This is a genomic window from Cryobacterium algoritolerans, assembly GCF_004402785.1.
Taxonomy (GTDB): domain Bacteria; phylum Actinomycetota; class Actinomycetes; order Actinomycetales; family Microbacteriaceae; genus Cryobacterium; species Cryobacterium algoritolerans.
In genome coordinates this window covers 110,193-129,933 of record NZ_SOFP01000009.1, presented here as the reverse complement: position 1 = coordinate 129,933, position 19,741 = coordinate 110,193, and the positions used below count along the sequence as shown (strand labels likewise).

General features: G+C 69.0%; 17 protein-coding genes and 3 pseudogenes. 13 read left to right on the top strand and 7 right to left on the bottom strand.

Annotated features, from left to right (window positions below; translation table 11 throughout):
• The 5 genes and pseudogenes from E3O19_RS01775 to E3O19_RS01755 form a co-directional block, all read left to right on the top strand.
• Positions 1-216, top strand: a pseudogene (locus tag E3O19_RS01775) (ABC transporter permease); the annotation flags it as partial.
• 80 nt (positions 217-296) lie between these two features.
• Positions 297-968: an ABC transporter ATP-binding protein gene (locus tag E3O19_RS01770; RefSeq protein WP_134564894.1), complete on the top strand. Its 672-nt coding sequence runs from the start codon at positions 297-299 to the stop codon at positions 966-968.
• A gap of 183 nt (positions 969-1,151) precedes the next feature.
• Positions 1,152-1,781 (top strand): YqaJ viral recombinase family protein, encoded by a 630-nt coding sequence (locus E3O19_RS01765; protein WP_134564910.1) that lies wholly within the window; start codon positions 1,152-1,154, stop codon positions 1,779-1,781.
• A 384-nt stretch (positions 1,782-2,165) separates the two neighbouring features.
• The gene (locus E3O19_RS01760) at positions 2,166-3,194 is read left to right on the top strand and encodes an NADP-dependent oxidoreductase (protein ID WP_241981130.1); all 1,029 of its coding nucleotides are present in this window, start codon (positions 2,166-2,168) and stop codon (positions 3,192-3,194) included.
• A complete protein-coding gene (locus E3O19_RS01755; protein ID WP_134564893.1) occupies positions 3,191-4,648 on the top strand; it encodes a cryptochrome/photolyase family protein in 1,458 nt (485 codons plus the stop codon). The genes E3O19_RS01760 and E3O19_RS01755 overlap by 4 nt, the downstream gene beginning before the upstream one ends.
• 135 nt (positions 4,649-4,783) lie before the next feature.
• Here the strand turns inward: E3O19_RS01755 and E3O19_RS01750 are convergent, their stop codons facing one another.
• Complete coding sequence (locus E3O19_RS01750; protein ID WP_134564892.1) at positions 4,784-5,311, bottom strand: GNAT family N-acetyltransferase; 528 nt, start codon at positions 5,309-5,311, stop codon at positions 4,784-4,786.
• Positions 5,312-5,516: 205 nt separating this feature from the next.
• Positions 5,517-7,226 carry a malate synthase A gene (aceB, locus tag E3O19_RS01745; RefSeq protein WP_134564891.1) on the bottom strand — a complete coding sequence of 570 codons (1,710 nt, stop codon included), beginning with the start codon at positions 7,224-7,226 and terminating at the stop codon, positions 5,517-5,519.
• A gap of 142 nt (positions 7,227-7,368) precedes the next feature.
• Here aceB and E3O19_RS01740 point away from each other — a divergent pair, with 142 nt between their 5' ends.
• On the top strand, positions 7,369-8,859 hold the full coding sequence (locus tag E3O19_RS01740) for a helix-turn-helix domain-containing protein (RefSeq protein WP_134564890.1): 1,491 nt from the start codon (positions 7,369-7,371) through the stop codon (positions 8,857-8,859).
• A gap of 108 nt (positions 8,860-8,967) precedes the next feature.
• On the opposite strand, the pseudogene E3O19_RS18185 reads toward E3O19_RS01740, so the two are convergent.
• Positions 8,968-9,298: pseudogene (locus E3O19_RS18185) on the bottom strand (transglutaminase-like domain-containing protein); the annotation flags it as partial.
• A gap of 2 nt (positions 9,299-9,300) precedes the next feature.
• On the opposite strand from E3O19_RS18185, the gene E3O19_RS18180 reads away from it, so the two are divergent.
• A complete protein-coding gene (locus tag E3O19_RS18180) occupies positions 9,301-9,468 on the top strand; it encodes a hypothetical protein (protein ID WP_241981133.1) in 168 nt (55 codons plus the stop codon).
• A gap of 35 nt (positions 9,469-9,503) precedes the next feature.
• On the opposite strand, the gene E3O19_RS01730 is transcribed toward E3O19_RS18180, so the two are convergent.
• Positions 9,504-10,433 carry an alpha-E domain-containing protein gene (locus E3O19_RS01730; RefSeq protein ID WP_134564889.1) on the bottom strand — a complete coding sequence of 310 codons (930 nt, stop codon included), beginning with the start codon at positions 10,431-10,433 and terminating at the stop codon, positions 9,504-9,506.
• Positions 10,434-10,492: 59 nt separating this feature from the next.
• Positions 10,493-10,987: pseudogene (locus E3O19_RS01725) on the bottom strand (circularly permuted type 2 ATP-grasp protein); the annotation flags it as partial.
• A 456-nt stretch (positions 10,988-11,443) separates the two neighbouring features.
• Here E3O19_RS01725 and E3O19_RS01720 point away from each other — a divergent pair.
• Positions 11,444-12,169: an ATP-binding cassette domain-containing protein gene (locus E3O19_RS01720; RefSeq protein WP_134564887.1), complete on the top strand. Its 726-nt coding sequence runs from the start codon at positions 11,444-11,446 to the stop codon at positions 12,167-12,169.
• A 25-nt stretch (positions 12,170-12,194) separates the two neighbouring features.
• Here the strand turns inward: E3O19_RS01720 and E3O19_RS01715 are convergent, their stop codons facing one another.
• A complete protein-coding gene (locus E3O19_RS01715; protein ID WP_166804419.1) occupies positions 12,195-12,845 on the bottom strand; it encodes a GntR family transcriptional regulator in 651 nt (216 codons plus the stop codon).
• Between the two features lie 156 nt (positions 12,846-13,001).
• Entirely contained in the window at positions 13,002-14,153 is a 1,152-nt protein-coding gene (locus E3O19_RS01710) for an acyl-CoA dehydrogenase family protein (RefSeq protein WP_134564908.1), read from the bottom strand.
• 303 nt (positions 14,154-14,456) lie between these two features.
• Here E3O19_RS01710 and E3O19_RS01705 point away from each other — a divergent pair, with 303 nt between their 5' ends.
• From E3O19_RS01705 to E3O19_RS01685, 5 genes are all read left to right on the top strand, one after another.
• Positions 14,457-15,233 (top strand): FadR/GntR family transcriptional regulator, encoded by a 777-nt coding sequence (locus E3O19_RS01705; protein WP_134564885.1) that lies wholly within the window; start codon positions 14,457-14,459, stop codon positions 15,231-15,233.
• Positions 15,208-16,020 (top strand): cache domain-containing protein, encoded by an 813-nt coding sequence (locus E3O19_RS01700; RefSeq protein ID WP_420898572.1) that lies wholly within the window; start codon positions 15,208-15,210, stop codon positions 16,018-16,020. The genes E3O19_RS01705 and E3O19_RS01700 overlap by 26 nt, the downstream gene beginning before the upstream one ends.
• 107 nt (positions 16,021-16,127) lie before the next feature.
• Complete coding sequence (locus E3O19_RS01695; protein WP_134564883.1) at positions 16,128-17,561, top strand: aminobutyraldehyde dehydrogenase; 1,434 nt, start codon at positions 16,128-16,130, stop codon at positions 17,559-17,561.
• A gap of 60 nt (positions 17,562-17,621) precedes the next feature.
• Positions 17,622-17,999 carry a VOC family protein gene (locus tag E3O19_RS01690; protein ID WP_134564882.1) on the top strand — a complete coding sequence of 126 codons (378 nt, stop codon included), beginning with the start codon at positions 17,622-17,624 and terminating at the stop codon, positions 17,997-17,999.
• A gap of 197 nt (positions 18,000-18,196) precedes the next feature.
• On the top strand, positions 18,197-19,723 hold the full coding sequence (locus E3O19_RS01685; RefSeq protein WP_134564881.1) for an APC family permease: 1,527 nt from the start codon (positions 18,197-18,199) through the stop codon (positions 19,721-19,723).
• Positions 19,724-19,741: the final 18 nt, after the last annotated feature.

The following is a 19,741-nucleotide window of genomic DNA, read 5'->3' as shown; positions in this document are numbered from 1 at the left end:
GGCGCGGGCACCGGCGGGCCCGGCGACGGACGCGGGTTCGGCGGCGCCGCACAGGCCGCCGCGACCTCCGACATCATGCTGACGGCACCGGTGACGGTGTCGGTGATCCTGATCGCGGTCGGCCTGTCCGTGCTCGGCGGCTTGCTCGCCGGGGCGCTCGGCGGCTGGCGCGCCTCCCGGCTGCGCCCGGCAGAGGCCCTCCGCAGCATCGCCTGACCGGCCCGCAGCCTCGGTCGAATCCCGACCCTCCCACCTAGTACACGAACCTCGAACCTCGAACCCGAAGGAACCAGTAGATGTATGAATTGACGAACGTGACCAAGAAGTACGACCAGGGCAAACGCTCCGTCACCGCGCTCAGCAACGTGACCGTGTCCATCCCGGACGGCCAGCTGGTCGCCATCCAGGGGCCGACCGGCGGCGGCAAGTCCACCCTGCTGCAAATGCTCGGGGCGCTGGACCGGCCCACCGACGGCACCGTGCTGCTCGGCGAGGCGGACCTGTCCCGGCTCGGCGGCGCGAGGCTCGGAGTGATCAGGGCCACCACGATCGGCTTCGTCTTCCAGGGCATCAACCTGATCCCGACACTCACGGCGCAGGAGAATGTGGAGACGGCGCTCGCCCCACTCGGGCTCAGTCACGCCGACCGCCGGGCGCGCGCGTCCGCGGCGCTTCACGCCGTCGGGCTCGGCGACCGCGGCAGGCACCTGCCCGCCGAGCTGTCCGGCGGCCAGCAGCAGCGGGTGGCCATCGCCCGCGCCTTGGTCAAGGAGCCGACGGTGCTCCTCGCGGACGAGCCGACCGGAAACCTCGACGAAGGGACCCGCGACGAGATCATGGATCTCCTCGAGGGTCTCTGGCGGGACCGTGGCCTGACCCTGATCGTGGTCACCCACGATTCGGCCGTCGCCAAACGTGCCCAGCGCCGCCTGCAGATCAAGCAGGGAGTGCTCGCGGAGATCGCCTGACCGATGTGCCTGGCCGTCATCCGTCGGCAGGCATCCGTGCCTCGCGTGTCGGGCAGTGCCTCCGCAAAGCCGCGCCCCTTTCGGCAGCCCGTCACCGCTTCGGCGGGCGCGGGCTGCCGAAAGGGGCGCGGCCTGGCGCCTCCAGGGGCCGGTACGGGAGACAATGGGGAGGTGACCGACACCATGCTCTCCCTGTTCGAGGAGGACGAGTCACTGATCCAGGTCGCGTCACCTTCTGCACCGCACCTGCTCCGCATCGTCGCCGATTCGACCGACCGGGTGGCGTGGCTACGGGCTCGGAGCCAGGGGATCACGGCCACGGATGTCGCGAAACTGGCCACTCCGAAATCGGTCCAGAACGCGGCCTTCGACAAGTTCAACGGCAGCAGTTTCAGCGGCAACACCTTCACCGACCATGGCCGGGCCAGGGAGCCGGAAATCGCGGCCTGGGTGCTCGGTAACTACGGCATCGAACCCAGCACCACCCTCTTCCACGCGGCGGAACACCGCCGCCACCTGGCCACGCCCGACGGCGTGGGCACGGGGACGGGCGGGCTGGAGCTCGCCGAGATCAAGACGACGAGCAAACCGTGGCGCAGCATCCCTCGTTCCTACCTGCGCCAGGTCTGGTGGCAGCAGTATGTGCTCGGCGCCGAACGCACCCTGCTCGTCTGGGAGCAGCACAAGGACTTCGTGCCGGTGAACCCCGCGCCCGAGTGCCGCTGGATCGAGCGCGACGACGACCAGATCGCAATCCTCGTCGGTTACGCCAATGACCTCATCGCCCGGCTCAACGCGATGAGCGCACGGTAGCGGCACGCGAACCGGCGCGGGCATCACGACCAACGCCCGGCGGACGTGGCCCCGAGGCGAGTGACGGGAGATCGCGCCGGTTCGGGTTCGGCGCGATCCCCCGTGCACTGCCGGAAGAAAATGATCGTGGACATGGCACCACGGTTCCGAGCGGGACCCACTGGAACCCTGAAAAGTGAACCATGGTCCCCCTTTGTGAGGACAGACTATTCTCCCGAGACACCCGGTGACCAGAGTCCGTCACCCCCAAGACGAGGGACATCGGGGAGATCCACACCCCCAATTGGGGGTTCATTTGCTCACCGCGGAGCCGAATCGCCCGAGAAGCACCCTCCGTGTGCACTTCGGCACGGAGAAACCAGGCCGCCGGTGGAGAATGGGAAAATGGGAAACGCCACGAATCTGCCCTTGTCCATGCGCGCCCTCGTGATCGATCGGACCGGCGCTCCCGACGAATTGCACCTCGCCGATGTGCCTGCCCCGATCGCCGTGCTCGATGAACTCATCGTGCGTGTCGTGGCGGCCGGAGTGAACCCGATCGACGCCAAGACCCGCGCCGGCACGGGCGTCTCCGCGGCGATCTCCGCCTATCCCGCGGTGCTCGGCAACGACTTCAGCGGCGTCGTCGTCAGCGCGCCGTATGCGGCGTTCCCGCTTCAACCCGGCGACGAGGTGTACGGCATGGCGCGGGTGCCCCGCACCTCCGGCAGCTACGCGGAGTACATCCCCGTGTCCAGCCTGAGCGTCACCCGCAAGCCCAAGCGGCTCAGCCACATCGAGGCTGCGGCCGTGCCGGTCGCCGCCCTCACCGCGTGGGGCATGGTCGTTGAGCTGGCCGAGGCCGCGCCGGGGCAGCGAATGCTGATCCACGCCGGCAGCGGCGGCGTCGGCCACTTCGCGGTGCAGTTCGCCAAGGCGTTCGGAGCCCACGTGATCGCCACCGGATCGACCCGCAACCTCGAATTTCTCCGCCAGCTCGGCGCGGATGATGTCATCGACTACAGCGAGACCCGTTTCGACGAGGTGCTCACCGAACTCGACTCGGTGATCGACCTGATCGGCAATGTGCGCGACAACACGGGGAGCAGATCACTCACCGTGCTCCGCGAGGGCGGCATCCTGGTGAACGCGCCTACCGGCAGCTGGCCGACGATGGCCGCGGATGCCGCGGCCGCCGGCATCCACGCCACCGGCTACAAGGTCCCGGCCGACGCCCGCACCCTGGACTGGATCAGCGGCCTGATCGAAGATGGCACCGTGCGGGTGCACGTCGACCGGGTGTTCGAGCTCGCGGACGGGGCGGAGGCCCACCGCCTGATCGAACAGGGCCACACCAGGGGAAAGATCGTGCTGCGCATCTCGGACGTCCCACTGACCGCCGTGGGCGGCGCAGTGGCGGGTTCCCGCGCGTGACCGGCACCCGTGAACCGGACGGCGATGCCACGGGAACCGGACCGTCGATCGTCTGGTTCCGGGACGACCTCCGGCTCGCCGACAACCCGGCACTGCACGCGGCCGTTGAACGCGGTCGGCCGATCGTGGCGGTCTATCTCCTCGACGAGGAATCGGCCGGGATCCGGCCGCTCGGCGGCGCAGCCAGGTGGTGGCTTCACGAGAGCCTCGTCTCCCTCGCCGATTCGCTGGAAAGCCTCGGCGCGCGGCTGACGCTCCGCCGCGGGCCGGCCGAGGCGGTTCTGACGGAGCTTGCGGCATCCGTCGGCGCGGGCGCCGTGTACTGGAACCGCCGCTACGGCGCCGCCGAACGGGCCGTGGACACCCGACTGAAGACGGGGCTGCGGGAGTCCGGCACCTCGGCCCACAGCTTCGCCGGGTCACTGCTGCACGAACCGTGGACGATCCAGACCGGGCAGGGCGGGCCGTATTCGGTCTTCACCCCGTTCTGGCGGGCCTGCCAGGCAGCACCTCCGCCGCGGCCGCCCCACCCGGCTCCCGCGGCGCTCCCCGGATATTCGGGGGCCCTCGCCTCCGACCTCCTGGCGGACTGGGCGCTCCTGCCCGACCGGCCCGACTGGGCGGCCGGGCTGCGCGCGGCCTGGCAGCCGGGCGAGGACTCCGCGCAGCGTCTGCTCCACGACTTCCTCCGCGACTCGCTCCCGCGGTACGCCGACGAACGCGACGAGCCCGCCCGCGCGGCCACCTCTCGGCTGTCGCCACACCTGCGTTGGGGCGAGATCAGTCCATTCCAGATCTGGCATGCGACCGAGTTGGCCCGGATCGGCCTGACCGGCCGAGCCCAGGCAAGCGCAACGCGATTCCTCACCGAGGTCGGCTGGCGTGAGTTCAGCTACCACGTACTCTTCAACGCGCCCGACCTGGCCAGCGTCAACCTGAGACCGGAGTTCGACGCCTTCCCGTGGCCGCCGCTCGACGAGCGGGCCCTCCGAGCGTGGCAGCGTGGGCGCACCGGCTTCCCCTTGGTCGACGCCGGCATGCGCGAGCTCTGGCGCACCGGCAGCATGCACAACCGGGTGCGGATGGTCGCAGCGTCGTTCCTGATCAAGAACCTTCTGGTCGACTGGCGGGTGGGCGAAGCCTGGTTCTGGGACACGCTCGTCGATGCCGACGCGGCCAGCAACCCGTTCGGCTGGCAGTGGGTGGCCGGCTCCGGCGCCGACGCCGCACCCTACTTCCGAGTCTTCAATCCCGAGCTGCAGGCGAAGAAGTTCGACCCCCGGGGCGAATACGTCCGCGAGCACGTTCCCGAGTGGGGCACGGATGCCTACCCGGCACCGATCGTCGACCTCGGCCAGACGAGACGGGCGGCCCTGGCTGCCTACGAGAAGATCAAGGGTGCGAAGGACCAGGCGCTCGCGGCCCGCGCCTCCCACGCCCCGGACCCCGCTTAGGCCGCGACCAGGCCGGTCGGGCGCAGACGGCCCGCCGGTCAAGCCCGCCGGTTATGCCTGCCCGTTAGGCCTGCCCGTTAGGCCTGCCCGTTGTGCCTGCCCGTTAGGCCTGCCGGTTAGGCCTAACGGTCAGGTCTAGAGGGCCCGCTCCAGCACGAAGTCGTCCTCATACTGCCCGCCGACGAGGAAGCGTTTCACGCCGACCTTGACGAAGCCGTGCTTCTGATAGAAACGGATGGCACGCCCGTTCTCCTGGTTCACGCCGAGCCAGCTGCCGACCGCGCCGCGCGCCCTGGCCGCATCCAACGTCGCCGACATCAGCGACGCTGCGACTCCGCGCCCGTGGGTTTCCTCGCGCAGATAACATTTGCTGAGCTCCGCGGTGGGGCGGATGCGGATGGCGGCCCCGGCGTCGGCATCCGTCGGATCACCGAAGACGAGCATGGTGTAGCCCTGCAGGGCACCGTCTTCCTCGGCGACGAGGACGACCCGGGCCGGGTCGGCCAGATAGCCGGCGAAGTTGGACTCGGCGAGCATATCGCGGAGGAATTCGGCCACCGCCTTGGCCGTGGTGTGGGCGGGCGTTGCCAGCCGGAAGGTGGCTTCGGCCAGCTCGGCCAGCGCCGCGGCATCCACCCCGGTCGCCCGTCGTATCGTGATCATCGCTCCACACTACCGACCCGCCGCATCCCCCGTTGTCCGCCCCCGCCGCCGCCCCCACAGTCCGCGAGAGTGCACTTTTCGCCCCCTCACGGTAGTCGAAGCGGCCAAAAGTGCACTCTCGCTAAGAGCGAAGAGCGAAGAGCGGAAAGCGGAAAGCGGAAGGAGGAAGGAGGAAAGCGGTGGGAGGAAAGCGGTGGGGCGGGTGCTACAGGTAGCGGGCGTAGGCGCCAACGGTGAGGAACGTGGGGAATTCGGGCTCAAGGGCGGATGCCCGGAACACCTCGAGGGCATCGTCGAAGCGGTCGTCCGCCGTGCGCTCGAGCCCGGCGAAGACCTCGGCGACCTGCTCGTTCACCCAGGCCTTGTCGATCCGGCGGCCCTCGGCCGTGACCGAGTTGTCGTGGATCCACTGCCAGACCTGCGAGCGGGAGATCTCGGCGGTCGCGGCATCCTCCATCAGGTTGTCGATCGCGGCCGCCCCGACGCCGCGCAGCCAGGATTCTATGTAGCGCAGCCCGATCTTCACGTTGTCCCTCACCCCGGACTCGGTGATCTCCCCGCCGACGGATGCCACGTCCAGCAGCTCGGCCGCGGTCACGTTCACGTCGTCGCGGGAGCGGTGCACCTGGTTCGGGTTCTCGCCCAGTACCGCGTCGAACTCGGCCTGCGCCGTGGCGATGAGGTCCGGGTGCGCCACCCAGGTGCCGTCGAAGCCGTCGGTCGCCTCGCGCCGCTTGTCGCCTGCGACCTGCGCCAGGGCCCGGGCCGTCACCTCGGGGTCACGCCGGTTCGGGATGAACGCACTCATGCCGCCGATCGCATAGGCGCCGCGGCGGTGGCAGGTGGAAACGAGCAGTTCGGTGTAGGCACGCATGAACGGCACGGTCATCGTGATCTGCTTGCGGTCGGGGAAGACAAAGCGACGTCCGCGGGACCGGAACGTCTTGATGATGCTGAAGATGTAGTCCCAGCGGCCGGCGTTCAGGCCTGCGCAGTGGTCGCGCAGCTCGTAGAGGATCTCCTCCATTTCGAACGCGGCCTGGATGGTTTCGATCAGCACGGTCGCTCGGATCGTGCCGTATTCAATTCCGAGGCTTTCTTCGGAGTGGCTGAAGATATCGTCCCAGAGGCGGGCCTCGTAGTGGCTCTCCAGCTTGGGCAGGTAGAAGTAGGGCCCGCTGCCGTCCTCGATCAGCCGTTTCGCGTTGTGGAAGAAATAGAGACCGAAGTCGACGAGGCTTCCCGAGGCGCTCATCCGCCGGTTGGCCCGGTCAACGAACATCAGGTTCTTCTCAACCAGGTGCCAGCCGCGCGGACGCATCACGATCGTGGGTGTCTGGCCCGTCGGTCCGCAGGTCACCGCGTAATGCTTGCCCTCCGGGCTGGTGAAGCTCAGCTGCCCGCGCACGGTGTCGAACAGGCTCAGCTGGCCCTCGATGACGTTCGCCCAGGTGGGGCTCGTGGCGTCCTCCTGGTCGGCCAGCCACACCTTCGCTCCGGAGTTGAGGGCGTTGATCGCCATCTTCCGGTCGGTCGGGCCGGTGATCTCCACCCGACGGTCCTCCAGGCCCGGCCCGGCGCCGGCGACGCGCCAGCTCGGGTCACGACGCACGTGCGCGGTCTCGGTCAGGAAACCGGGGTCGCGGCCGTTGGCGGCATCGACGCGCTTCCGGAGCCGGGCGGCGAGAAGGTCGTGCCGCGTCCCGGCGAACCGGTCGTGAAGCCCCGCGAGGAAGACGAGGGCTTCGGGCGTGAGGATCTCCGCGTAGCGGGGTCCGAGGTCGCCGGTGATCTCGAAGTGCGGCTCGATCGTGGCAAAACTGCCGGTATTGGTCGTGGTCCGGGTGGTCGAGCTGGTCCCGGTGGTCGACCTGGTCGAGACCCGGTTGGTTGTCGCGAGAGGCGGGGTGTTCATGGTCTGGTCTCCTTGGGTTCGCTTCGTTGCGTGCCTGTGCACCAACTCTGCGCCGGCTGGATACCCCGCAGGCCCTTCCAGGCAACAGAAGAAAATCACTTCTTCTGCTTGCGTGAACTTCTGGCCCGTGTGACGATGAACCATGGTCAACGCCGATCCGCTCCTTCGTTCCTCCCTCTCCGCGCCCCAGCCGGCCGAACATGGGCTGGACGCCCTGACGCTCGGGCGGCGCATCCGTGAGCTGCGCACGAACAGGAAGATGACCCTCGACAGCCTCGCCGCGGCCATCGACCGGGCCCCATCACAGGTCTCGATGATTGAGAACGGCAACCGGGAGCCGCGCCTGTCAATGCTGCGCACCATCGCCACCGTCCTCGGCACCACGGTCGACGACCTCCTGAAACCAGAGGCTCCCTCCGAGCGGGCCGCCCTGGAGATTGCTGTCGAACGCGCCCAGCGCGGCCCGGTCTTCACGGCGCTCGGATTGGCGAAAATCCGGGTCAGCCGGGCAACCAGCGACGACACGCTGCAGACGATTCTCACCCTGCACCATGAGATCGAGCGGCTGCATCGCGAACGGGCGGCCACCCCCGAGGAAGCCAGGCGGGCCAATGCTCAGCTGCGCGCGACCATGCGCGCGCGGGACAACTACTTCCCGGAACTCGAAGAGCAGGCACTGGAGCTCCTCGCCGCGGTCGGCCACTCCGGCGGGCCCGTGTCGCACCAGGTGGTCGCCGACATGGCCACACACCTTGGATTCTCGCTGCACTACGTCGGCGACCTGCCGCATTCGACCCGGTCCGTCACCGACAAGCGGAACGGCCGGATCTACCTGCCGACCGCCCAGTCCGCCTCGCGGGACTCACGCACCCCTATCCTGCAGGCATTCGCGAGCCTGCTCTGCGGCCACGACGAACCCGGAAACTACGCGGATTTTCTCCGCCAACGGGTGGAGACGAACTACCTGACCGCGGCCATCCTGCTGCCGGAGAAGGACACCGTGCGGCTGCTGACCGAGGCGAAGAACCTCCGGCGTATCTCGATGGAGGACCTGCGTGACGCCTTCTCCGTGTCGTACGAGACGGCCGCGCACCGGTTCACGAACCTCGCCACGGCGCGGCTGGGCATCCCCGTGCACTTCATGAAGGTGCACGAGTCCGGCACGATCATCAAGGCATATGAGAACGACTCGGTGCGTTTCCCGAGCGACGCCCTCGGCGCGGTCGAGGGCACGACCGTCTGCCGGAGCTGGACCGCGCGGACCGTGTTCGACGTGCCGGACCGGTTCAGCCCCTGGTACCAGTACACGGATACCCCGAGCGGCACCTTCTGGTGCACCTCGCGGATCGAGAAGGCGAAGGAGGGCGAGTACTCGGTGAGCGTCGGGGTACCGTTCGACCATGTGAAGTGGTTCCGCGGCCGTGAGACCACCAACCGGGCCGTGTCCCGCTGCCCCGATGAGTCGTGCTGCCGCCGCGCCCCCGACGACCTGGCCACCCGCTGGGCCGGCCAGTCCTGGCCGGCCGCGCGCACCCCGACGAGCCTTCTCGCCGCGCTGCCCACCGGCACCTTCCCCGGCGTCGACCAGACCGAGGTGTACCAGTTCCTCGAGTCCCACTCCCCCACGCACTGACACCGGCCGGCCGCCCAGGATCCCCGTTCCCGTCGAGTGGGCCCGGCCGGACGGGCACCCTCGACCGGAACGGTGAGGGTCAGGCGGCGCAGCCTCTGGGATGCCGGGTCAGGGGTCCCGGGTGATCTCCACCCTGACGAAGAGTTCGGAGCCGAACGGGCCGGCGAACGGGCCGGCGAACGGGCCGGCGAACACGCCGCGGAGCGGCGGCACGTCGCGGCCGCGGCAGACCGAGCCATGGCGGTCGCCGATCCAATCGAGTTGGTCAGGTCGAAGCCGCGCCAGTCGCCGCAGAGCCACTCGACCCAGGAGTGGGACTCGCCGGTCACGGTCACGGTCTCACTGTCACGGTCACGCCGATCCCGGCATCCGGCCGGGGGTGCAGGTATCCCGACACGTAGCGGGCGGGGATACCGACCGACCGGAGCGCGCCGAGCGAGGGTGAGCACCTCGAACGACGAGAACTGGGTGCCCCAGTGGTCGACGCAGGGGCGGTTGCTCGACACCGAGGAGATCTCGAGGTTGGAGTACAACACCGGTTTTGCTCGGGGGGAGCTGACCGGCAGCATCCTGGCCTCGTTGCAGGAGGCAACCACCTCGCCCCGGTGAACGGTAGCCGGTGCGGTTCCGGATCCGGAGCCGATTCACGAGACTTCCCCTGTCCAGGTCGGCACGATGCTGGTCGGGAAGTACCGTTCGCCGATGGCCTCCGAGGCCGTGCTCGTGGCCTCCTGCACGATGTCCATCTGGTGCGGCAGATCATTGAGGATGTCCATGATCGGCCGGTACTCGAGCTGGCTGCGGATCTGCCCCAGCACCCGTTGCGCCCGATCGGACACGCCGACCCGGTCCGTGCGAGGCTCCATCTCGCGCAGGCACTGCTCGGCCCGGGACACGGAGAACACGATCGACCGCGGGAACAACCGGTCCAGCAGCAGGAACTCAGCCGCATTCCGCGCCGACGGCACGCCGGGGTAGGTGCGCAGGTACGATTCGTAGGCGCCGCAGGAGCGCAGGATCCTGGTCCAGGACGGCCCGCTCGTCTCGGTCAACGACCGGGTTGCCAGCAGCCGGGCGGTCATGTCCGCCTGCTCGAGGCTGCGGCCGAGGTTGAAGAAGTGCCAGGCCTCGTCACGGCTGACCCCGGACTCCACGATTCCCACGGCGAGCGCGGCGCGTTCGCGCACCCAGCCGAAGAAGTCATGGGTTTTCTCGCTCGCCACCTTGCGCGGCATCCTGGCGCTGGTCGTGTTCAGGCACTCCCACAGTTCGGTGGGCACGATCTCCCTGGCCCGCCGCGCGTTCTCCCTGGCCGCCTTGACCGAGTAGGCGATCGAGGCCGGATGCGCGCGGTCCACGGCCAGCGTCGCGAGCACATCCGTGCGGGTGAGCAGCCGGTCGGGCGGAACGTCGCTACCCATCAGGTGCAACAACGACTTGCAGGCGATGCTCTCCTCGATCCACGGGTCTTCGAGCAGAAGCTGCAGGTGCGCGTCCAGGATCCTGGCCGTGCCGTCGCTGCGCTCAATGTAGCGTCCGATCCAGAACAGGCTTTCCGCGATACGGCTCAACATTCCTGGACCTTCCTCTCCCCTACAGGTCGCGCACACGCCTGCTGTTGCTGGTGTTCGTTGTCCTTGAACGGTTTGCCCTGGCTGGAGTTGACGACGAGTTCGCCCTCCGCCAGCGCGACCCGGGTGAGGAGGCCGGGCAGCACACCAACGTCGGTGCCATCGTTCACGGCGAACGGGCGCAGGTCGGCGTGCCGCGGGCACAGGCCGTCAGCGACGAAGGTGGGGGTGGTTGACAGTTGCGCAACGGGCTGGGCTATCCGGCCGCGGGGGGCTCGGACGAGTTGCTTCCACAGGTTCTCCAGTTCGGCCGCGGATGCCGCCGGCCCCACCAGGATCCCCTGACCGCCCGAGTCATCGACGGGCTCGACCACGACCTCGCCGAGCTTGTCGACGCCCATCAGCCGAGCCAGCGGGGTGTGCTCGAAGTAGGCCGAGTTGAACACGCCGGGGGTGAGCACCACCACGTTGGGGTCGTCCGTCCCGGCCGGGGCGGAGGCGCGGAGGGCCCGGAGCCGCTTGTTCGGGTAGTCCCCGACCGGGCGCCGCCGGGATGACCCCGTCGTGCACGGCGGCCGGAGGGCCGTAGCCACGCAGCGCGGGCTTCGACCGGTGTGAGCGAGAAGAGGTCAGGGAACATCTCGTCCCGGGCGCCGGGAGCACCAGGTTTGGCCCGAAGTGCCGCGGTAGCGCCATAGCCCGTGAACAGGTCAACCATGCTGGGAGCGTAGCCGCCGTGTGTTGCCGGAATGTTTCCCGAACATGTCATCAAAGCTGCATACAACCACTCCCCCGGTTCGGGTCCAAACGCCGTAATTCCCGGCCTTTCCGCCCCGCCGGGCGCCTTGATTGCATACAGTGACGCCACCCGAATCTGTTCGTCCTTCTTCTCTCGTAGAGCCTCCTCACGGCCCGCGGCACGGCGGCCCCGCACGACCCGGCCGCACACCCACCCGCAGTCCAACCCGAAGGCGCCGCCGTGAACTCGCTGCAGCCCGCGTGGGGGACATCGAATGAGCCTCTCACGAGGAGCCGCGACCCTGCGACGACCCTGCGACGACCCCGTTCCGTCCCATGGCTTCCGCGCCTCGGCGCTGCTCGACGTGCGCGGCCTGCGGCTTTCGCTGACCGGCGGCGCGGATCCATGGCCGGACGAGGGGTTCTCCCTCTCCGTCGGTCACGGCGAGACGCTCGGCCTGGTCGGCGACACGGAATCCGGCCGCTCTGAACTCACCCTCGTGATCGCCGGAATGCTCGCGCCACCGGCCGTGATCCACTCCGGTTCGATCCTGTTCAACGGTCGCGAGCTGGTCGGTCGGCGTCGGCGTTGGTTCGGCCGCACTCACTGGCCGAGACTGGGGTCACTCCTGGCCGCCGCGACACCGGGTGTCGCGGTCGGACGCCGGGCCGAGCGCCGGGCCGAGCGCCGGGCCGGCGGCCTCCTTGCCTCGGTCCGGGCTTCGTCGCACGCGCCGGCGGACGATCCGGAATTGCTCGGTTTCGATGATCAGTTGAGCGAGCGGGAGCCCGCAGACCAGACGGCCGTCCTGGCGTTCCTTGCCGCGCGTCGCGCGGGGCGCACCGTCATCATCGGCTCGGCTGACTTCTCGGTCGTCGCATCGGTCTGCGACCGGGTGGCCGTGCTCGACGCCGGACGCATCGTGGAACAGGGTTCGACGGCCGAGATCCTGGCCGCACCGCAGCATCCGTTGACCAGGGCCCTGCTCGGGCGAACCTGAGCGGGTCACCCCTCGGCGGTCGCGGCTACCGGTCGACGTCGGCGACCGTCGGCGCGACCGAATTCCGCGCTGCGAGGATGTGCGAGCGCATCGCGACCTCGGCCCAGAGCGTGTCGCCAGAACCCAGGGCGGTGAGAATGTCGCGATGGTGGTGGTTGCTGACCGCCCGGAAGTGCCCCCCGTCACGGCGGAAGTAGCTGCTCATCATGGGAACCCGGGTGACGGATGCGGCGAGCGCGATCAGCTGGCTGCTCTGGGACGCGGCCACGACGATGTGGTGGAACTCGGCGTTGAGCTCGCTGAGCCGTGAGATCCCCGCGTCGTCGCTCGCCCGCACGAACTCCTCCATCTGCTCGATCAGCACCGCGAGCCGCTCGAGGTCTGCCGACCCGATCAGCGCCGCCGCGAGCCCGGCCGCCCGGCTCTCCAGGGTCGCCCGGAGGAAGTACGTCTCCCGGAGCGCATCGGCGGTCCAGGCGACGACGGTCGCCCCACGATTGGGCACGAATTCGACCAGGCCGGCCTCGTCGAGCCGGCGCAGGGCCTCGCGCACGGGAGTCCGACTGACCCCGAGTCCCTCGGCCAGCGCGGCCTCGCGCAGGGTCGCGTTGGCCGGCAGGTCGCCGGAGAGGATGCGTCCGCGCAGGGTCGCGTACGTGGCCTGACCCCCCGTCACCGCCACGTCGCCCCCAAGTCGCCCCCAAGTCGCACAATGCTAGAACCTCACTATGGCACAACCGAAACCGGGTACCTCCGGTTTCCCGGGTCAGGCCCGACCGGGTACGAGCCGGCCGCCCGCCCTGGTCGGCCGCGGCGTGGTCATGCCCGCTCCTCAGGCAAACGCGTCCAGACCCGTCAACGCCCGACCCAGCACGAGCTGATGGATCTCATCCGTGCCCTCATAGGTACGCACGGATTCGAGGTTCGCCATGTGGCGCATCACCGGGAACTCACTGGTGATTCCATCGCCGCCGAGGATCGTGCGCGCCTCGCGTGCGATCAGGATCGCCTCGCGCACACTGTTGAGCTTGCCGACACTGATCTGCGCCGGGGTCAGCGTTCCGCGTTCCTTCAGCCGGCCGAGGTGCAGGGCGAGCAGCACGCCCTTCTCATACTCGACGAGCATGTCAGCCAGCTTGGCCTGGATGAGCTGGGTGGCGCCGATCGGTTTGCCGAACACCTCGCGAGTCTGCGAGCGCCCGATCGCCGCGTCCAGGCAGCTGCGGGCGGCGCCCATCGCTCCCCAGACGATGCCGAAGCGAGCCTCGTTCAGGCAACCGAACGGCCCGGAGAGCCCACGGGCGCCGGGCAGGATCGCGTCGCCCGGCACGCGCACGGCGTCGAACTCGACGTCACACTGGATCGACGCGCGCATCGAGAGCTTGTTGTCGATCGGCGTCGCCGTGAACCCCGGCGTTCCGGTCGGCACGAGGAAGCCGCGCACACCCTCGTCCGTCATTGCCCAGACCACCGCGATGTCGGCGATGCTGGCCAGGCCGATCCAGCGCTTGCAGCCGTCGAGCACCCAGTCGTCGCCGTCCCTTCGGGCCGTGGTCTTCATCGCCGCCGGGTCGCTGCCGCCGGTGGGCTCGGTGAGCGCGAAACAGCCGACGAGCTCGCCCGCGGCCATCCCGGGCAGCCATCGCAGCTTCTGCTCCTGGGTGCCGTACTTGTGGATGGCGGACATCGCGAGCGAGCCCTGCACGGACACGAAGGTGCGCCAGCCGCTGTCGGCGGCCTCCAGTTCCAGGCAGACCAGGCCGTAGCTCACCGCCCCCGCGCCGGCGCAGCCGTACCCGTCGAGGTGCATGCCGAGGAAGCCCGCTGCGCCGAGTTCGGCGACCAGCTCCACCCGGAAGCGCTTGTCCTCGAAGTCCTGCTCGATGGTGGGCAGGATGCGGTTGGTCGCGAACGCGCGGGCCTTGCGCGCCCAGCCGATCTCGTCGACCTCGAGCAGGTCGTCCAGGGCGAAGACGGTGTCCACGAGGGGGCTGTGGACGAGCGGGGTGGGGCGGCCTGAGGCGGTCACGAGTGTCCTTTACTGAGGTCAACGGAACGGGGTCTGGGGAGCCGGGGTCGGTCCTGGGCCTCGGCGACCCGCACCCCGTCCAACGGGCCGTTGTGTCCGTGGGCCTCGTGCGCCTCGTGCGCCTCGTGCAGCACTCGCCCACCTCGTTCCCGGGTCCACGACGGATCACCGGGCAGCGGCGATGGTCGGACTTGGTGTGATCCTATATCGCATGATTAACTTCCCGCCACCCGGCTGGGTGTCGGCTAGATTGGGCCTATGAAGGCTCAGCTGCGACCCGGTGCCCGGGAAGCGATCTTCGCGCAGCTCATTGAGGCCGGCCGCGCCGAGCAGGTCGCGCGCCGCCTCACCGACGCCATCATCCTCGGCTTGCTCACCCCGGGCGAGCGCCTCCCGAGCGAGCAGGAACTGGCCCGCCGCTTCGGCGTTGCCCTGATCACGGTGCGCGAGGGCCTGGTCATCCTACGCGACGCCGGCCTGGTCGAGACCCGGCGCGGGCGCGGCGGCGGCAGCTTCGTGATCAAGGCGGATGCTCCGCCCGGCTCCCTGCTGCAGTCCCGGCTGCGCGGCCTCGCCCAGGTCGAGCTCTCGGACCTGGCCGTCTACTTCTCCACGATCGCCGAAGGCTGCGCCGAACGAGCCGCCCTCCGCGCATCCGCCGTCGATGCCGAACGGCTGGACGCCTGGCTGCTCCACGCCGACTTCTCGACCACCGCGCGCGCCCGAACCAACGCGGGCGGCTTCTACCTCGAGCTCGCCGTGCTCAGCCAGTCCCCGCGGCTCGTGCGCGAGCAAATCCGCCTCCAGGCCGAATTCGGTCCCCTGCTCCTCCTCGGGCTCGGCGACCCCGACACCCGCGCCCAGGTCACCGGGCTGAACGGCCGGATCGCCCTGGCCATCACCCACGGCGACGGCCAGGCAGCCCGCACCCTTGTTGCCGATCAGGTGCGATTGCTCGGCGAGTGGCTCCTCACCATGAAGGCCCGGATCGAGCGAGGAGGACGCCGTGATGATGCCATCGTCGACGACGCCTGAGACGGCCAGGCCCACGGCGCGACCGGCCGGGCGGACCACCTATGTCAGCTGCGCGACCGAGGTCGGCGACATCTTCGCGCGGGTGTTCCGCACCCTCGACGACTGGCGCGACCAGATCGCCGCAGCCGTTCCCGACCGGGCCGACCTCGACATCCTCGTGGAATCCCTCGTGGTGCCCGCGCTGCTCGCCTCTGCAGACTCTCCCGCCGCAGACACCCCGTCGGCCGCCGAATCCCTCCTGATCGGCGCGGGCTTCATCGCCGCCCCACAATACGTGAACGGCCGCGACGCGCACTTCGCCTGGTGGCTCGGCCCGCTCGCGTCGAATCCACTGCTGGGCAACACGAGCGGTGCCAGCCGGCTCGACCTGGCCACCCGGGTGCACACCGAGTACCTTCGGGACTTCCGCGAACTCGAGTGGTACGCGGTGCCGGCGGCCACCAACCAGACCCACGTGACCGGCCCCTACGTCGACCAGCTCTGCACCTGCGACTACATCATCACCCTCACCAAGCCGGTGCGGCTGGGCGAGCGGATGATCGGGGTCGTCGGTGCCGACATCTACGTGAAGCGCCTGGAGCAGGTGCTGCTGCCGCATTTCCTCGCCCTGGCGGGGCCGGTCGTGCTCGTCAACCAGTCCGGCCGCGTCGTGATCTCGACCGAGCCAACGCTCCCGGCCGGCGACATCCTGCCGAACCGGCGGCATCCGGCCGACGGCTACGATCTGCTCCCCTGCCCCGGCACCCCGTTCCTCATCGCAACCCGCATCGCCCTGGCCGCAATTTAAACATTGCATTCCAGATGATTTACGGTAACGTCGTGAACGGCGAGCCGCCCGGCTCGCGGGCGACACGGCAGAACTGCCGTGCTCGCCACACTCCCGAAAGGCCGGCCATGCCCATCCGCGAACTCCGCAACTTCGTCAACGGACAGCATGTCGACTCCGCCGGCACTGACCGGCTCGACATCATCAACCCCGCCACCGAAGAGATCTACGCACAGACGCCCGTCTCCACCGAAGCGGATGTCGCGGCCGCGTTCGGCGCGGCGGCCACGGCCTTCGAGACCTGGGGCGAGACGACCCCGGGCGAGCGCCAGCTGGCACTGCTGCGGTTCGCCGACGCCCTTGAGGCCCGCACCGAGGAGATCGCCGACGTGGAAAGCGAGAACACGGGCAAGCCGCGCGCCGGAATCGTCGCCGACGAGGTCGAGGTGATGATCGACCAGGTGCGGTTCTTCGCGGGGGCCGCACGCGTACTCGAAGGCAAGGCGGCCGGGGAGTACCTCAAGGACCACACCTCGATGGTGCGGCGGGAGCCGATCGGCGTGATCGGCCAGGTCACCCCGTGGAACTACCCGATGATGATGGCGATCTGGAAGATCGCCCCTGCCCTCGCGGCCGGCAATACGGTCGTGCTCAAACCCTCCGACTCAACCCCGGTGTCCACCCTGCTGCTGGCCGAGATCGCCGCTGAGTTCCTGCCCGCCGGAACCTTCAACGTCGTGGCCGGCAACCGTGAGACCGGCCGCGCCCTCGTCACCGACCGCACGCCGCAGATGGTCTCGATCACCGGTTCGGTGCGCGCCGGCATGGAGGTCGCCGGCACCGCGGCCCTTGACCTCAAGCGCGTGCACCTCGAGCTGGGCGGCAAGGCCCCGGTGATCGTGTTCAACGACGCCGATATCCAGGCCGCAGTCGAGGGGATCACCGCGGCCGCGTTCTACAACGGCGGCCAGGATTGCACCGCTGCCACCCGGCTGCTCGTCCAGGAGGGCATCCACGACGAGTTTGTCGCCGCCCTGGCCGCCCATGCAAGGAAGAACGCCCGCACCGGCGGACCGCGCGAAGAGGGTATCCTCTTCGGCGCCCTCTCCAGCGCCGACCACCTCGCCAGGATCGAGGCCGTGATCGACCGACTGCCCGACCACGCCGAGATCGTCCTCGGCGGGCACCGCCAGGGCCGCGTGGGCTACTTTCACGAGGCGACCATCGTCGCCAACCTGCGCCAGGCCGACGAGGCCGTGCAGGAGGAGTTTTTCGGCCCGGTGATCACCGCGCAGAAGTTCACCGACGAGGCAGAGGCGCTCGCCTGGGCGAACGACGTGCAGTATGGCCTTGCCTCCTCGGTCTGGACCAGGGACCACGCCACCGCGATGCGTACGGCCAAACGGCTCTCCTTCGGCTGCGTCTGGATCAACACGCACATTCCGCTCGTCGCCGAGATGCCGCACGGCGGGTTCAAACACTCCGGTTACGGCAAGGACCTCTCGATGTACGGGCTCGAGGACTACACCCGGATCAAACACGTGATGAGCTATATCGGCTGACGCACGAGTCCGGGGTGGACAGGGCCGCCCTGTCAACGGATGATCGTGGTGGAGGACACCATGGAGATTCTGCAGGTTGCCCAGCACGCCGACGACCTCGACCGGGCGTCGGCCTTCTATGAGCTCCTACTCGGGGGCCCGCCGGCCGCAAGGTTCGATCCCCCCGGCCTGCTCTTCTTCAACGTGGGCCGGTCCCGTCTGCTGCTCGAGCGGGCGGCGGCCTCCGCCCTCGTCTACCTGCAGGTCGACGATGTGGCGGCGGCGGTCGAGCGCCTCCGCGGGCTGCAGGTGGAGATCGTCGACCCGCCGCACATCATCTTCAGCCACACCGATGACTCGCTCGGTCCGGCCGGCACCGACGAGTGGCTGGCATTCATCCGAGACAGCGAGGGCAACACGGTCGGGCTGATCAGCCACGAGCCGCGCCACGACCCGTAGCCGTCGATCCGGCCGGGTCTCGACGAGCTCGACCACCACGCTCGCCCGCCGTGCGCGGGTTCAACACGCCGAAGAAAGTAAATCATTCGGTTCTATACCTTTTGGTGTTCCCGGTCCAGTATGTTGAGCACACACAGTGAGGTGTCGCGGCCAGGTGGGTGGTCGCTCGTCCCTCCGGCTTGATCGGAAAGGTCATCATGAACGACAACCCGTCCCCGCAGAAGGGGCTCGGCGACAGCGAGCACCTCAAAGCCCTCGGCTACGAGAACTCCTTCCATCGCTCCATGGGCCTCTGGGCCAACTTCGCCCTCGGCTTCACCTACCTCTCGCCGCTCGTCGGCGTGTATTCGCTGTTCGCGCTCGCCCTGAGCACGGGCGGGCCGCCCTCGATCTTCTGGCTGATCATCGTCGGCAGCGGCCAGTTGCTGGTCGCGCTCGTCTTCGGTGAGGTCGTCTCGCAGTACCCGATCGCCGGCGGGATCTACCCCTGGACCCGCAGGCTCTGGGGCAAGCGCTACGCCTGGATGGCGGCCTGGGTCTACGTCTGGGCGATGATCGTGACCATCACCGCTGTCGCCGAGTTCGGCACCGGCTTCCTCGCCAATCTGATCAACGCCCCGGTGACCAACGAGGTCACCCTGGGACTGTCGGTGCTCTTCCTTGTTGTCGCCTTCGGCTTGAACTTCTCCGGCACGAAGACCCTGGGCCGGGTGGCCCGGATCGGGCTTGCCGCCGAACTCGTGGGCGTCGTCGGGCTCGGCCTCTACCTCTTGATCTTCCAACGGAAGCAGGAGTTCAGCGCCTTCTTCGACAGCATGGGCGTGCAGGGCAACGGAAGTTACGCCGCCGCATTCCTCGGCGCGGCCCTCGCCGGGCTTTTCCTGTTCTACGGCTTCGAGGCCTGCGGAGACGTGGCGGAGGAGGTCGAGAACCCGGCCAGGGGCATCCCGCGCGCGATGATCCTGACCATCCTCGTCGGCGGGGTCTCCGCACTGTTCTCGTTCGGCGGCTACGTCCTGGCCGCCCCCGACCTTCAGGCCATCGTGAACGGGAAGGACATCGACCCGATCCCCGCGATCCTCGACGCCTCGCTCGGCTCGGTCGGCGCGAAGATCTTCCTCGTGGTCGCGCTCACCGCCTTCCTGTCCTGCGTGTTGAGCCTGCAGGCTGCCGCCAGCCGGCTCCTCTTCTCCTTCGCGCGGGACGGAATGCTCCCCGGCCACACCTGGCTCTCCCGGGTGTCAACCCGCACCGCGGTACCGGTGAACGCCCTGATCGTGGCCTGCACGATCCCTCTGCTGCTCTGCCTCCTGATCTACGTGGGCGGCACCACCCTGCTGGTCAGGATCACGGCATTCGCGGTGATCGGCATCTACGTGGCATTCCAGGCAGTGGTGCTCGCCGCCCTTCGGCAGCGGATCAAGGGCTGGCGTCCCGCCGGGCCGTTCAACCTGGGCCGGTTCGGCCTCGTGATCAACGTGATCGCCCTTGCCTATGGGATCTTCGCGATGGTGCTGCTGGCCAGGCCGGGCACGACCGGGGTGTTCCTCGACGACTGGATCGTGCTGATCGGACTCTTCGTCGTGATGGGCAGCGGGCTGCTCTACCTGTTGATCGCCAAGCCGCACAGTGCCTCGCACCAGCCGGAGGGCGACGCGATCGCCGTGGCCGCGATGCTTCGCGCCCACCCCGACAACGCGCGGTCGACATCCGTCACCCACTGAACAGAGCGTTCCGAACGA